12 protein-coding genes are annotated in these 14,612 nt (G+C 48.7%); 3 read left to right on the forward strand and 9 right to left on the reverse strand.

Translation table 11 applies throughout. The features are described 5' to 3' along the window. Positions 1 to 107 precede the first annotated feature (107 nt). The 8 genes from DFR60_RS23445 to DFR60_RS23480 form a co-directional block, all read right to left on the reverse strand. Entirely contained in the window at positions 108 to 1,097 is a 990-nt protein-coding gene (locus tag DFR60_RS23445) for a glycosyltransferase family 2 protein (protein WP_110325049.1), read from the reverse strand. 1 nt (position 1,098) lies between these two features. Beyond that, positions 1,099 to 3,291 (reverse strand): glycosyltransferase family 2 protein, encoded by a 2,193-nt coding sequence (locus DFR60_RS23450; RefSeq protein WP_110325050.1) that lies wholly within the window; start codon positions 3,289 to 3,291, stop codon positions 1,099 to 1,101. Then, positions 3,288 to 4,304 carry a glycosyltransferase family 2 protein gene (locus tag DFR60_RS23455; RefSeq protein ID WP_110325051.1) on the reverse strand — a complete coding sequence of 339 codons (1,017 nt, stop codon included), beginning with the start codon at positions 4,302 to 4,304 and terminating at the stop codon, positions 3,288 to 3,290. Before DFR60_RS23455 ends, DFR60_RS23450 begins: the two co-directional genes overlap by 4 nt. Continuing rightward, positions 4,291 to 5,244, reverse strand: a complete 954-nt coding sequence (locus tag DFR60_RS23460) for an NAD-dependent epimerase/dehydratase family protein (protein WP_110325052.1) — start codon at positions 5,242 to 5,244, stop codon at positions 4,291 to 4,293. The genes DFR60_RS23455 and DFR60_RS23460 overlap by 14 nt, the downstream gene beginning before the upstream one ends. A 25-nt stretch (positions 5,245 to 5,269) precedes the next feature. Then, entirely contained in the window at positions 5,270 to 6,520 is a 1,251-nt protein-coding gene (locus DFR60_RS23465) for a class I SAM-dependent methyltransferase (RefSeq protein WP_110325053.1), read from the reverse strand. A 20-nt stretch (positions 6,521 to 6,540) separates the two neighbouring features. Then, positions 6,541 to 7,509 (reverse strand): NAD-dependent epimerase/dehydratase family protein, encoded by a 969-nt coding sequence (locus DFR60_RS23470; RefSeq protein WP_110325054.1) that lies wholly within the window; start codon positions 7,507 to 7,509, stop codon positions 6,541 to 6,543. A gap of 55 nt (positions 7,510 to 7,564) precedes the next feature. Next, entirely contained in the window at positions 7,565 to 9,598 is a 2,034-nt protein-coding gene (locus DFR60_RS23475) for a thiamine pyrophosphate-binding protein (RefSeq protein WP_110325055.1), read from the reverse strand. Between the two features lie 224 nt (positions 9,599 to 9,822). Continuing rightward, positions 9,823 to 10,632, reverse strand: a complete 810-nt coding sequence (locus DFR60_RS23480) for a tyrosine-type recombinase/integrase (protein ID WP_002601594.1) — start codon at positions 10,630 to 10,632, stop codon at positions 9,823 to 9,825. A gap of 139 nt (positions 10,633 to 10,771) precedes the next feature. Between DFR60_RS23480 and DFR60_RS23485 the strand changes: the two genes are divergently transcribed. Both DFR60_RS23485 and DFR60_RS23490 read left to right on the forward strand, forming a co-directional pair. Beyond that, a complete protein-coding gene (locus DFR60_RS23485) occupies positions 10,772 to 12,130 on the forward strand; it encodes an N-acetylmuramoyl-L-alanine amidase family protein (RefSeq protein WP_110325056.1) in 1,359 nt (452 codons plus the stop codon). 303 nt (positions 12,131 to 12,433) lie between these two features. Beyond that, a complete protein-coding gene (locus DFR60_RS23490; protein WP_110325057.1) occupies positions 12,434 to 12,877 on the forward strand; it encodes a hypothetical protein in 444 nt (147 codons plus the stop codon). A gap of 51 nt (positions 12,878 to 12,928) precedes the next feature. On the opposite strand, the gene DFR60_RS30525 is transcribed toward DFR60_RS23490, so the two are convergent. Then, on the reverse strand, positions 12,929 to 13,078 hold the full coding sequence (locus DFR60_RS30525; RefSeq protein WP_002601597.1) for a hypothetical protein: 150 nt from the start codon (positions 13,076 to 13,078) through the stop codon (positions 12,929 to 12,931). A gap of 190 nt (positions 13,079 to 13,268) precedes the next feature. Here DFR60_RS30525 and DFR60_RS23495 point away from each other — a divergent pair, with 190 nt between their 5' ends. Then, entirely contained in the window at positions 13,269 to 13,538 is a 270-nt protein-coding gene (locus DFR60_RS23495) for a hypothetical protein (protein ID WP_110325058.1), read from the forward strand. Positions 13,539 to 14,612 lie beyond the last annotated feature (1,074 nt).

A 14,612-nucleotide genomic window follows, 5' to 3' on the forward strand; every position in this document is an offset into this window, starting at 1 on the left:
CAAGCTTGCAACACACCTTCCTGTTCCAACTGCCGCACGGCTGATTCGTTACGATAATTTCTCGTATATTATACATGATAATGTACCATGATGCCATTAAATAATTCTTAAATCGCCGTAAGTTTTTTTAATCTTCTCTTGAGAAATTCCCACACATAGAGAAGTGTGCCGGTAAAAAGTTCCCATTCAATCTGCAGATAATTCCCGATATGTTCTGCCCGGAACGGCACTTTTTTACATTTTCCCAGGGTCTTAATTCCCTCGGAAAAGCCTTCCGCGTAATCGGCAGCAAAGCCCATTTTTTTGAAAAACAGGTATTTAATACCGGTCCCAAGCAAAAGGAACGGCAGATTAAACAGCAGCTGAAGAAGCGGCATGTTCTTATAATTCAAATAGAGATTGTTTCTCGCCGCCAGTTTTACCTTAAAGGAATTGTACTTGGAACCGCTGGTTCCGCTTCCCACGTGGTAAAGCTCTGCGGCAGGGCAGTAAACATTGTCATATCCGTAGATCCGCGCCCGGTAGCCGACATCAACATCCTCCAGATAGGCAAAATGCGATTCGTCAAAGTATCCAATCTCCTCGAAGACTTCCCTCCGGTAGATCGCCGCCGCCGCGCAGGCCGCAAACACCCGGCAGGGCTTTTTATATCCGGCAACCGGCTGTCCGACGCCCCTCTGGAACGCCCAGCCGAGCAGGCTGTACATGTCCCCCGCATCGTCCATCAGTTCCTTATGATGCAGCTGGATGATCCGGCTGCTCACAGAAAATATCTTCGGAGACCGCTCGATCATCCGGATCATTTCCCGGATATAATCCGGCTTCGGCTCCGTATCGTTATTTAACAGGATGACGTAGGGCGTCTCTGCTTTTTTAATTCCAATATTGACCGCGCCCGGAAATCCAATATTCTCAGGAAGAAATACCGAAGGAATTCCACTCTCCTTCAGCCATTCCACGCTTCCATCCGTCGAACCATTATCCACCACCAGCACATCAAAGTTTTTCTCACTTTGAGCCTCCAGGGCTGCAAAACACGGTTCCATAAATTTAAGGCCATTATAGTTTGGAATAACGACTGTTACTTTACCTGCCATCTCATACCTCCAGCCGATAAGGCTCCCCTATTTTCTCCTTGCGCAGGTCGCGTAAGGCAAAGTTGGATTTGCGAAGCGTCAGGTTGGGATTGTAATATGGATCTCCGTCCTTTAAAATATCCGGCCACCTGTCCGCAAACAGCTTAATCTCCCGGTTAAACCGTTCCACCTTCTCCGGCGTATCCTCCAGCCCCCGCGATTTGGACTCATAGTGGTAGAAAAGCGCATACGGCGCATATACCACAAGCTTGCCCAGGGACCGGATCTTCATACAGTAATCGATATCATTAAACGCGACGGCTAACTCCTCCGTGAAGCCGCCAGCCTTTTCAAACAGCGATTTCCTGCTCATCATGCAGGCCGCTGTCACCGCGCTGTAATCCTGGGCACACATAGCCCTGTTGAAATAGCTGCTCTCCGCCCGGTGAAGGCCGATAAAGGTATGACCGGCAATGCCGCCGAATCCCACGACCACTCCTGCATGCTGAATCGTATCGTCGGAATAGAGGAGTCTGGCACCCACGATTCCCACGTCATCTCTCTGGCAGAAGCCCAGCAGCTCCTCAATGCTCTCGGGATTAATCAGCTCCGTATCATTGTTTAAGAACAGGAGATACTCTCCCGAGGCCGCCGTCACACCGAAATTATTGATTGCGGAATAGTTGAATTCCCGCTCCCATTTTACCACATGTATGAAATCAAACTCTTTCTGAATCCGCTCATAATATTGGAAGGTCTCCGGTTCCACGCTGTTGTTCTCAACGATGATGAATTCCAGATTTTTATAGGTGCCCTTCTCAATCAGGGAACGCATGCAGACATCGAGATCCGCGGTATGATCCTTGTTCGGAATGATGACTGAGACCAGAGGATTCCCGGTTATCTCGAATTTCGTATGGTAGATTCCGTAGTCCACGCCCTTTTCCACAGACAGCGCCCGGATTCCCATGCGTTCATAATGAGCCTGAATGGCCCGCGCCCCCGCCTCGAAGGCGTAGAGCTTGCTCTCCGGATTGCTGGAGGTGGAATTCTGATGGCAGCGCCAGTGATACAGCGCCTTCGGTACATGGTAAATCTTTCTGGCCTTCTCCGTGCAGCGGAAAATGAAGTCGTAATCCTGGGCTCCGTCAAACTCTTCTAAAAAGCCCCCGACCTCATCTAATAATTCCCGGTTTACCACGAATAAATGGCAGATATAGTTCACACTCGTCAGCAGATCCGGATTAAAATCAGGCTTGAAATGCGGCTCAAACAATTCCCCGCCGTCAATATCCAGCTTATCCTCATCCGTATAGACCACGTCGATCTCCGGATCACGGTTGATCGCCTTCACACACTCAAACAGCGCATCCGGCGCCAGCGTGTCGTCGTGATCGGCCAGAACGATGAAATCGCCCTTCGCCATATCGATGGCAGCGTTGGTATTTCCCGCGATTCCCTTATTTTCACCCAGAACCACGTAGCGGATTCTCTCGTCCTTCATGGCATACCGCTTAAGTACGCGCTCCGCGCTCTCGCCTCTGGGGCTTCCGTCCGCAACGCAGACCTCCCAGTGCTTATAGGTCTGTGCCCTTAAGGAATCCAGCATGGCCGCCAGATACCGCTCCGGCGTCTTGTAAGCAGGAATCACCACGGACAGCTTCGGCATATAATCGAATTCCACCGATTTCTGCGCCTCCAGCTCTTCGTCGGTCGTCTTCGTCAGCTGGTACCATTCCGGATAATCGTAATCACTGTCAATTCCCTGAAGCTTGTGGCTCGATTTCAAGAGAAACGCTTTTAAGCCGTTTTCCTTCCAGAACTCGATGGCCGAATGGAGCGTCTCCTTATTCATCATACTCTTTAGCTTCGCGTGCTTCTTATGCGCGGAGCTGTTGTGTTTCTCGATGATCTCCGTATTCAGCTTCACCCTGGAGGTCTTCCCGTCGCACCGGATCACCAGGAAACGGTCCTCATTATCATCTCTCACATAAGGAATGCGGATATCAAATCCGAAGTCCTTCTCATACACGGTCTTAAAATAGTTCTGGCTGACGTCATCGCGGCGCACCGGAACGTATTTAAACTCCACGTTCTTCTGATTCTCATCCTGGACCAGGAATTCAGCCTTCGCCTCCGGGCTGCTTCCGATCACCCAGCCATTTAATACGATTGAATTTTCGCGGATACGCGCCACATCGATCTTGTATTTCATACGTTATCTCCATCCTCTAAGGAAGCCGCGAAAAGATCCGCGTCCTCGCAGTTTTCCAGGCCGTCTTCCTCTTTTCCCGCCGCAAAATTGAGTCTCTCTTCCTCAATGACAAGCGGCCGCTTCATCACCCTCGCATTGATGGACAGAATGTATTCTCCCATAAGGCCGATAAAGAATATCTGCACGGACCCGAGGAAACACATGCCTATGAGCACCGGCGCCATACCTGCCGGAAAACGGTCCCAGTACATCAGCTTCATGACCAGATAGACCACAGCCACCACCATGCTGATGAGAGAACAGATGCTTCCGAAAATAGTCGCCAGACGAAGTCCCGCCTTCGTATAGGAAGTAATGCTGAGCATTGCCGCATCGTAAAGCTGGTAAAAATGATTTTTCGTCTCACCCGCCCGCCGTTTAGGCTGCTCATAGGGAATCTGTTTGATCTTGAAACCCAGCTCCGCGACGATACCTCTGAGGAACGGGGTCGGATCGTCCAGATTCCGGAGCACTTCGATAAAATCCCTGTCATACAGACCGGAACCGGTAAACTGCTCGATCTGCTCCACGTCAGACAGCTTCTTCATCATCTTATAGTAACAGCCCCGCAGCCAGTACATCAGCCGGTTTTCCTTGCTGCTGGTCTTGATTCCTATGACAATTTTATATCCCTTTTCCCACTCATGAACGTACTGCGGAATCAGCTCCACCGGGTCCTGGAAATCCGCTACCATCTCGATCACGCAGTCTCCCGTGATCTGAAGCATCCCGTAATACGGGGAGTTAAACTGCCCGAAATTCCGTGCATTGAAGATCGCCTTAATCTTCGGATTCTCATCACACAGCTGTCTGATTAAGCTCCTTGTATGATCCTGCGAGTCATTGTCGATGAAAACAAGTTCGTAATCGTACTCCGGAAGGTCCTTCTGAAGCGTCTTAATGACAGCCTCGCTGATCGGTACGACATTCTCCTCCTCATTATAACATGGAATCAATACGCTAATTTTCTTCATCCTGGTGCTCCATTTCTCTCTTTATCATTTCCGTAATGCCGCGGCCAAACGTATAGCGCTCTTTAAATCCGCCCGTCATGGCCTCCATGCGGCTGACATCCGGACGTATGGACAGCGCGCCTTCCTTTGCCTGAACAAAGGTGCCGAACTCCAGCGTTCCACGCTTTCCGGCAAGTTCAAAAACCTCTTCCACAAAAGATTTGAGTACCCTTGTGTCACGGCTGGCAATATTAACTGCCACGCCATTTTTGCAGGGCTTGTCCTTCACCTGCTCATACAGGCGGCCCACCGCCTCCACGGCATCATCGATGTACATAAAATTCCATTCGTGGCGGCAGGCGCTTAAACTCACCCGGCCTCCACGCGGCAGTTCCCTCACAAGCGTGGATATGATGGACCACGGATGGTCCCCGTACCCATAAACGCTGAAGAATCGCAGATGGCAGAAATTCATGCCATACTTTTCACAGACCGGCACTGCCTGCCGGAAAAATTCCAGCTTGGCCTTCCCGTATTCATTGACAGGACTGCATTCCATCTCTTCCGTCATCACACCTCGGCCATCTTCGATCACTCCGTATTCCACCCGGGAGCCCGCATCCATGAATACGCGGCATCCCAGTCGGTGCGCCGCTTCCACACAAGCCAGAGAGCCTCTTATATTCCCCGCCTGAACCTCCGGCGAGTCGATCTCTTCCCGGTTCACCCCGCCCCAGGCGAAATGAAACCACGCATCCGCATGGCCGATTTCTTCCACGCAGTCCGCCGCCTCTTCCATGGTTCCGTACACGGGAATCAAATTCCTGTGCTCCGGTAAATACTGTAATTTAGCCGATCCCGGCCGCACCAGGGCATAGACCCTGTCTCCCTGCTCCAGAAACCACTGGGCCAGATGGCTCCCTAAGAATCCGGTAGCTCCGGTGATGACGATATTCTCCATAAACGTAATACGCTCCTTTGGTTATTCATAACAGTTTCTCAATATGTCTGCTCCGCAGGGTCATAATTTCCACATTGCTTCCAAATCTTTCTCTTATGATTCCCGCAATCTCCTCCGTATATCCCGGAGCTACGATCAGAATGCCATCCACAGGCTCTTCTTCAAAATGATCCGGAGCTACGATGGGAATGTGAGATGCCGGAGCAAAGCGCCCCTGTTTAAATGGCGCCGAATCGATCATGTATTTCACACGGTCCTTAAGCCCGGTAGTCGCCGCCAGAGTAAATCCCTGATGGCTGGCTCCCCAGACAGCGAGCGTCCGGCCTGTCTCATCAAACTGATTTAAAATGCGGTCCACTTCCAGATTCAACTCCTGGCGGCTCTCCACAAAGCCTGCAATGGCAGAAGAAATACCGCAGCTTTCTGAATCTTCCCCAACGTGATCCGCGTCCCCAGTCTTTCCAGGCATCCTAACTTCCGGCCTGACGTCATCCACCACCGGCCGTTTTCTCACAACCACCGACAGCGTATCCCGGTTCACCATCTCCTCTTCCAGCACTTCGAAGCCCGCCTCCGCAAGCACAAAACGCAGGGTGTCGAAGGTGTAATAGGCGAGATGATCACGAATCAGCTCATAATATCCGTCGTATTTCAAAATATATTCCAGACTCGGAACAGTCAGAAGTCCCAGACCGCCTTCCGTCAGATTGTTATAAAGACATTTCAGCATCCGGACCGGATGGGCCTGATGCTCCAGAAAATTAAAGGACAGAAATACATCGTAAGGCCCGTGACAGCCGTCTTCCTTATTCTCCAGAACCGTATTCTCATCTTCCGTAAACTGTCTCCAGACCTTTAATCCCCGGCTCTTCGCCAGCTCCACCAGGTCTGCCTTATGCTCAATGCCATAAGCCTCCACCGGAAACTCCGTGAGTACGGACAAGAATTCTCCCTGACCGCATCCGGCCTCAATAAATTTCTTTCCTTCTAAATGATACGTCTCAATCAGAGCTCCGTACTGTCTTCTGCGCAGATTCACCATGGTGGTGGAAAATCCGCCGGAGCGGATGACGTCCTTATAATAGCCGACAGGCTCACAGTCAAACTGCACCAGACCGCAGAAATCGCACTGGTGCAGATGCAGGGAAATCCCTTTGTCCTCATTTCTTCCTTCCACATCAGGGATATCCTGTGCGGAGGCCGGCATGCCATCCAGAACAATCAGCGGCCGTTTCGGAAGTGCTTTCCCGCATGCAATACAAATCTTATCTCTCATACCATAAAAACTCCTGCTTGTCAAATATTTTTTCTTTGGATCAGGCGACGAATTCCCTCCTGAAAGGGTATTTCCTGCCTCCAGTCTGTCGCTTCCATCAGCTTTTTCACATCTGGAATCAGGTTGGCCGGCCCTTCCGCATTCTGAGGCCGCATGCCGTAGCTGTAGCTTCCATGACAGCCGCACTCCTCGTACATCAGACGGACATACTCTCTCAAAGGCCTCGTCTCCCCACTCTCTCCGGCGACGTTAAAGATTCCTTCCGCGCCGCTTAACCAGAGGGCTATGAGCGCTTCCAGCAAGTCATCCAGATACAGAAAATTCCACATCTGCGTGCATTCGCCAAGAGAAAGGTATCCCCCTGCCGGAAATGTCTTAAGACAGCTTTCCACCAGGGACCACGGATGATCTCCCGGTCCGTAGATGCTGAAGATTCTGGCATGAATGTACCGGAAATGATCACTCGCACGATCTGCGCACGAGTCACCGTGACAATCATGGCCTTCCTGTCTCCAGCGGCTGACCGCTTCCATGGCCTGCCTGCCAAAATCCACCTTCGCTTTCCCATATTCCGATACAGGATTTAGCGGAGTGTCTTCCATCATCGCTTCCCGGTGGATTCCGTACTCCGCCTGGGAGCCGCTGAACAGAAAGGTCCGGCAGCCCAGCTTTCTCGCGCCTTCCAGCGCTTTTAAGGAGTCAGCCGCGTTCTTCTGCTGCACGTCCCGGTTCATCCGGTTTTCACTGCCTGCGCCGTCCCAGCCAAAATGAAAAAATGCCTCGCACGGCATCAAAATCGCGCCGTCCAGGCGGTCGGCCTCCTCTAAATTCATCTCAATCACATGGAGGCGTTCCCTTCCCGTATCGAGCCTTGCAATATTCTTTGACGCAGGACGCACGACTGCATAGACATCATGTCCCATTCCGATCAGTTTGTCAACCATGGGCGCGCCGATAAAACTCGTCGCGCCCGTCACTACTATATTCAACGTTTAAACGTCTCCTTATTCTTCACACTTTCGCTGCTCATTTATCACTGTTTCATCATTCCCTGATCCGCGGAATCATCATATTCTCATCCATCTCCTCATCCGGAAGGAATGGAGACAAATCTTCCAGCGGCGGAGACACCATGGTTCCGTCGGGAAGGCGTTTCGCGGCTGATTTCGGTTCAAAATTCTGATCGCGGCTCACGAAGATCTCACAGATCACAGGACCGTCCGTCCGGAGGGCTGTCTCAATGGCCGGAACCAGTTCTCCGTTATGGCATGCCCTGCAGTAAGGATATCCGTAGGCGCCCGCCAGCTTCTCCATATCCGGGAAGCTTAAGTCGTGGCTGTCCACACCGATTCCCACCAACGGCTCACCGAAGAAATTTTTCTGCGTCTGCCGGATCGAATGGTAGCCGCCATTGTTGATCAAAAAGATCTTGATCGGCATCCGGTGATGAATGATCGTCTGAAGCTCCTGAAGATTCATCTGAATGCTGCCGTCGCCGGTGACCAGGATAATATCGCTGCTGGTGAGCTGCGATACGGGTTGCTGCATGTGGCCTTCCTGCGCAGCCCGTTCCTGCATACCGCCTTCCAGCACGGCCATGCAGGCCCCGATGGCCGCCGGCAAATCGTATCCCATGGAGGCGATGGCTGAATTCGAGATAAACCGCTGCCCCTTCTTTATGATACACGCATGCCCGCCGACAACGCAGGCGGAACCGTTGCCTACAACGATCACCTGTTCTTCATTCAGACGGCTGCTCATTTCCTTCATGAACGCATAGACATTGGCGTCCTCGTCTTCCCCGTGGTCAAAATGCTTCGGAAGGACAACCGGATATTTCTCCTTCCACATGCGGCAGGTCTCCGTCCATGTTCTGTCCTTAAGCCCGGTGCCGCCGGTAAACACAGGCTGTCCGGCTCCGTACTCTTCATCCAGAACCAGCTCCAACTGTTCCAGCAAATCCTTCACATCCGCATGGACCGCCATATCGATGTGAACGGATGGCTTCTTCAGTTCTTCCGGATCAATGTCGTTGACAATGGTATAGGCAGCTCTCGCCCATGTACTGTAATTATATCCCACCTGGCGGATGCTTAAGCGGCTTCCGAGAGATAAAACCAGGTCACTGTTCTGTATGGCAAAATTGCCCGCGCGGTCTCCCATGCCGCCGCCGCGGCCCGTGTAGAGCGGGTGGTCATCCGGCATACAGTCCTCGCTGTCCCAGCCGGTCACGACAGGAACGCCAAGCTTTTCCACAACTCTGGAAAAGACATCGAAGGCATGTCCGATTCGGATTCCATTTCCTGCGTTGATAACAGGCCGTTGGGAGTTTTTAATCTTTTCAATAATTTCTCTGGCCGTTTCCCGCGTTACGGATGGCGGAAGCACCTGACGCTTCTCGCCCTGCCCCGCATTGTCGGCCTCTATCTTTGGACAATCACTCACACGTTCACCGCACGAATCACCGTGACAATCGGAAGGCACGGCCCAGCCATCGCCTCCCGCTTCATAATCTTCCGGTGAGAAACCGATCAGTTCCTCTGTCTCAATATAAGCGCCCTGAACGTTCAGCGGAATGTCAAGCCACGCCGGACCCGGGCGGCCGGAATAGGCCAGATAGATGGCCTTCTCCAGGCAGTAGCGAATTCTCATGGGGTCGATGACCATCTCGCTGTACTTTGTCATACAGTCGATCGCCTTCGTGATGTCAAACTCCTGGTCTCCCATGGCTCTGATTCCCACTCCCGACCACCTTGCCGTCGTGTCATATCGAACCTGTCCGGATAATACCAGCATGGGTATGGAGTCCAGCCATCCCCCTACAACCCCGGTGATGGCATTGGTGCCCCCCGGGCCTGTCGTAACACAGACAGCCGCTATGCGTCCCTGAACCCGCGCATAACACTCTGCCGCGATGGCGCATGCCTGCTCGTGATGATTATAAAGGCAGGTAAGTCCCTCCTGATGCCCCAGTGCATCATTTAAGTGCATCGCTCCGCCTCCGGTCACGGTAAATACCTGTGTGATACCAAAATCCACAAGTTTTTGGGAGATGTAATTGGATACTTTCATTCGCATGATGGATTCTCCTTACATAAAAAATAATAAATGTCTGTCTAAGTACGATAATACCTCGCTAAGTACTCATAGTACACCATGGTCACTAAACTCGTGAAGTACCTCGTTAAGTGTCCAGGTGTGCATTCGTACTAAGCTCGAAAATACCTCGCTAAGTACTCATAGTATACCACACCCCTTATAAAATGCATATTGAAGTTTTTCTTACTTTTTACCCCCTTTTCTCACCAGTCTACTACCTGGTCTACAATCTGCTGTTGTTCGGAACTCGTTCTTCTCAAGTAAATCCTCGTTGTCTCGATGCTTTCATGCCCCATTAAGTCGGCCAGAAGCGCGATGTCTGAGAATTTTTCCAGGAAATTCTTCGCGAACCGGTGGCGAAAGGAATGGGGATAGACCACCTCCACGGGGATCCCGTACCGGGCGGCAAATTTCTTCAGCTGCCCGGCAATTCCCCTCGTAGTGATACGGTCTCCCGAACGGTTTAAAAAAAGAAAACCGCTCTCGATTCCACGGTATTTAATCCACTGCATAGCCTCTTCCCGCAGGGCGCTCGGTATGTAAATACGCCGAATTTTTCCGCCCTTGGAATAGAGATCTAAGTAGCCCGTCTGCACATGCTCCGCCTTAATCTGAACCAGTTCGCTCACCCTGGCTCCTGTGGCGGCCATGAAACGGATGACAAAATACCAGAACCATTCCCCGTCCCTTCTTAAGCACTCCTTAAAATACATATAATCTGCGTCGCTGATTACATTTTCCAGATACGTCTTCTGTTGTACCTTGACAGAAGATAATGCCAGTTTTTCCTTGCCGATTGCTTCCAGATAACAGTTTACTGCCCTTATCCGCAGGTTCACGGTTTTCGGTTTGTAGTTTTCAAGCAGGAACAGTTTGTATTTTTGGAGATTACTTTTCGTCACTCTGTCATACCGGCCGCAATACTGTTTCACCGCGTATACATAGGCTTTTATCGTATTATCGGCCAGATTGCTTCTACGGAGGAACCCCTCAAATTCTACATCCATCTCCATGTTCTGTTATCTCCTTCCATATCTGCCATCAACCCACACTTTCGCTACCCACCTAGCGTACGTTATAATCGCAGAGTAATGCAACTATGGATTTTCGGCCACGACAAATCAAAGTGAGAAAAAAGGAGAGAAATTTTTTATGAAAAAGAATTTAAAAATGATGGCTGTATTATCCGCTGCGGCAGTAATGACCGTAGCAGCTCCAGAGATGGGCTTCACCGCAGGTTCTTCCATCGCATATGCGAAGACAATCGGCTGGGTAGAGGAAAACGGTTCCTTCAAATATTATGAAGAAGACGATTACTTCTTAACAGACACCTGGAAGAAGCGCGGCGAAGACTGGTATTACTTAAATGAAGAAGGCGAAATCGCCACAAATGCACAGATTGATGAATATTACGTTGATGAAACCGGCAAACGGGTTATGGACCAGTGGATCTCCATTGAAAATGAAGACGCATGGGACTCCCCTGACGCAGCCGAGTACCACTGGTACTATTACGGAAAGAACGGCAAGGCCGCGGTTTCCAAATGGCAGAAGGTCGGCGAAAGCTGGTATTACTTCAACGAAGACGGACAGATGATGACAGGAAAGGTAGAAATAGATAACGCGACATACTACCTGGGTGAGGCAAACGACGGCGTGATGAAGACCGGCTGGATTCAGCTGGAAAATGAAAGCGACGATCCTGAGATGACCCATTCCTGGTACTATTTTGACACAAACGGAAAAATGGTAGAAAATCAGGTCGATAAAAAGATCAGCGGCGACTACTATACCTTCGTAGACGGCGTAATGCAGACAGGTTGGTTTAAGCTTCCTGCAGAAGAGAATGCAGAAAATGCAACTCCTTCCGATGCTGCAGAAAATACAGCAACCACCGTGGCCGGATATCAGTACTATGAGCCGGAAAATGGAAAACGCGTAACCGGATGGAGAACCATCGAGGGCGTGGAGGGCATCAGCGCAGAAGGTGAACTTTATAACTTCTACTTCAAAAACGGTAAGCCGTACCATGCAGATAACGGACTTCAGTTATTCACTGTAGAGTCTAAGAAATATGCGTTTAATACAAAGGGTGAAATGCAGACTGGTTTAAAGGTTGTCAATCTGGAAGATGGAGAAATTGCCAACTTCTACTTCGCAGAGGACGGCGTTATGAGAACCGGCAAGCAGGTTATTTACAATGAAGATTTAGATGAGAATCAGACATGGTTCTTCTATACCGACGGCTCCAGAAAGGGCCAGGGCTTCCATGGTATCCGTGACAACACACTGTACGAGTATGGTTTAAGAAAAGACGCAGACTCTGATTTAAGACTGGCTCCGATGAATTACGACGGAAACCAGTATCTGGTGAACACAAGCGGTTCCATCCAGAAGGCGTCCTCTTCCTCCAAATCCGCTACAAAGCCGGAACTTGGAAATGGCTTCAAAGATTATAAAGATTCTAACGGCAAGACCTGGGTTGTCGACGTAAACGGCATTATCCAGTAATGCATAGAAAGTAATAAATAAAAAGCAGCAAAAGTTTCATCCGTTCAAACCGGCAGGCTGCCCCTTGGGGCAGTCTGTTTTTTTACTGCATCAGGGATGAGAATATACAGTTCTTACGTTTAAAACCCAAAAAACCAGATTGCATTTTTTGCTCCTTATTTAGAGCAATAGTGTTAAAAAAACATAAAATTTTGGAAATTTCTACAAAAAGGCGATATTTCGCGTTACAATTTCATTCATTATACGTTATATATATAGAAGAGTCCTGCCATTTTGGCAGGAAAAGCAAAAAAGGAGGACGCTATGAGAGAGCTTTCCGTGTACTATTGTTCGAAATGCGGGTATTATGGATATTACCAGCTTCCTAAAAATGCGGTATGTCCCAAATGCTCCGTGGACATGGTACCTTTGTCCATCAGTTTTCAGGACTTTATGGATTTAAGCTGTGAAGAGCGGGACGATTTACTGTCGAAACAGATTATTTCTGCTTCTTCTCCTTACGTCAAACGCCTGATGGCGCCGCACAAGGCCTATAATAACAGAGAGGTCATCGCCCGCATGAGCGATCGCATCGTCGAACTGGAAGCCGAAAATAAAAAGCTGAACGAGACCGTTGAATGGATGCATCAGACAATCTGGGATCTGGTGCGTAAAAACAAAGGAATCGAACCGGCCGGCAAATCTCCTATTCCACCATCTGGGAAAAAAGCTTCCGGCGGCACCGATAACTCCGAAAATCCGGAATAGCAATAACAGAGAGTTTTATTGGGAGTGCGGGGCACTCCCCCTCACCCTCGGTCATGCAATCCTGTCAGAACTTATGTAATGTTCGATCAGTCTGTTAAGCGTCTGATTTAATTTCGATATCACCCTGCGAAGCTTAACATTTTCTTCCATTAACCTCATATTCTCCATTTCCATGAACCTCATCTTTTCAGTATCAGTCATGTGGAAAACCCTCCTTTTTTTGCTTTTCTTGTAACCACTATAAGACGTTTCCGGCCGTTTGAAAAGCAAAACATATCGCAATATTCGACAAAACGGCGGCCTCACAAAAAGTCAATAAACACACGGTTAAGTCAAAAAAAATCAGCAGTACCATATGTATCCATCTTCTCCGAAAGGAAGTACCAGATATATGAAAAACGATGTCATTTACGATTTCGACAAAATTATTCTCATCGATCCAAACCCACCGGCAAAAAATGTGCAGCAGGCCTGCTACGGTATGGTCCCCAGAGCCTCCTACCGCCCGGGAGCCCTAAAAAACATTTTGGAAAACCGTTTTGAGAACAAACGAATCATACTCCGTGCCGCCGGAGATGAGCGGGTTATCAAAGAGGCGCTTTGGGTGTTGGGGGCATGTGGGTATTTCGATAAGATTGTGATTGAGGGGGAGGAGCGGTAGAGAGGGAGGCGTGATGTGGTTTTTGGTGGGTTGGCTGATGTAAGTGGTGATATTGTTTCTGGTAGATTTTCTGATATGGTTTGTGAGTATACTTTCTGATATATTTTCTGATTGATTTTCTGATGATTCTCCGATTGATTTCCTGATTGATTTCCGGATCGACTTATTAATATCGTTTCCGATGCATTTTCTAATAGAATTCCTGATATTGTTTTTGATGCATTTCTAATTGCTATTTCTTTTATAATTCTTATATTTCTAAATTAATTTCTTTAATTACTTAATGCTTTTGAGTGCCGCTTTCATACTTTACTATACATCTTTTAAAACTGTTCTTAATTTACAGTTCCACATTTAAAGCTATATCTATCCAGTCATTTGTCCTCCAACAGAGGACACTCCTGTGAATCATAGAGGGAGGCTTTGTAACTCGGCCGCCCCCCTCTGTTCCGTAACTGACTCTAACCCTGTCGTCAAATAATATCTCTATATTTCGTTTCAACAGGATACATTACCTTTTCAATATAACTCTTCATTCTACCGTCACACCTGTTCCACTGTCTCTCTCTGCATATTTTTATTGAATAGCGATTATTTCCTTGTTATAGAAGAATGCCGTTTATAGAAGCTTAAAAAGTCGTTTGATTTTTCCTTCCAGATCTGTAATACGACTCAAAATATCCGTTTTATACGGTTTGTCCGGTAATAGAATACAAAAAAACATTGCTGCATTCTATTACCGTCCCAGTCTCCAGTCCTCAATATGCATTCCTTCTACAACATCATCTAAAAAATACTCATATACATTTTATAAGCCAGTTGCCGTCTGTTATAGTAACAATGATTATCCATCAGATACGACGAATCTGTTAATCAGCAAGACGCCTGAACTGTCGATTATTCTCATTATCTTTTACTCACATTTCTTTACTTCATACAGCGTATAATTGTTTGTATTTTTCGTTCAATTTTGTCCGCATATAGCATACATATGAGTGTCCGTCAGTTCCTCACGATCTGCTTCTGCAAAAATTCTTTTCGACTCTTCTGCAGCTGTAAAACCATTTTCTGCCT

Source organism: Hungatella effluvii, from assembly GCF_003201875.1.
GTDB lineage: Bacteria > Bacillota > Clostridia > Lachnospirales > Lachnospiraceae > Hungatella > Hungatella effluvii.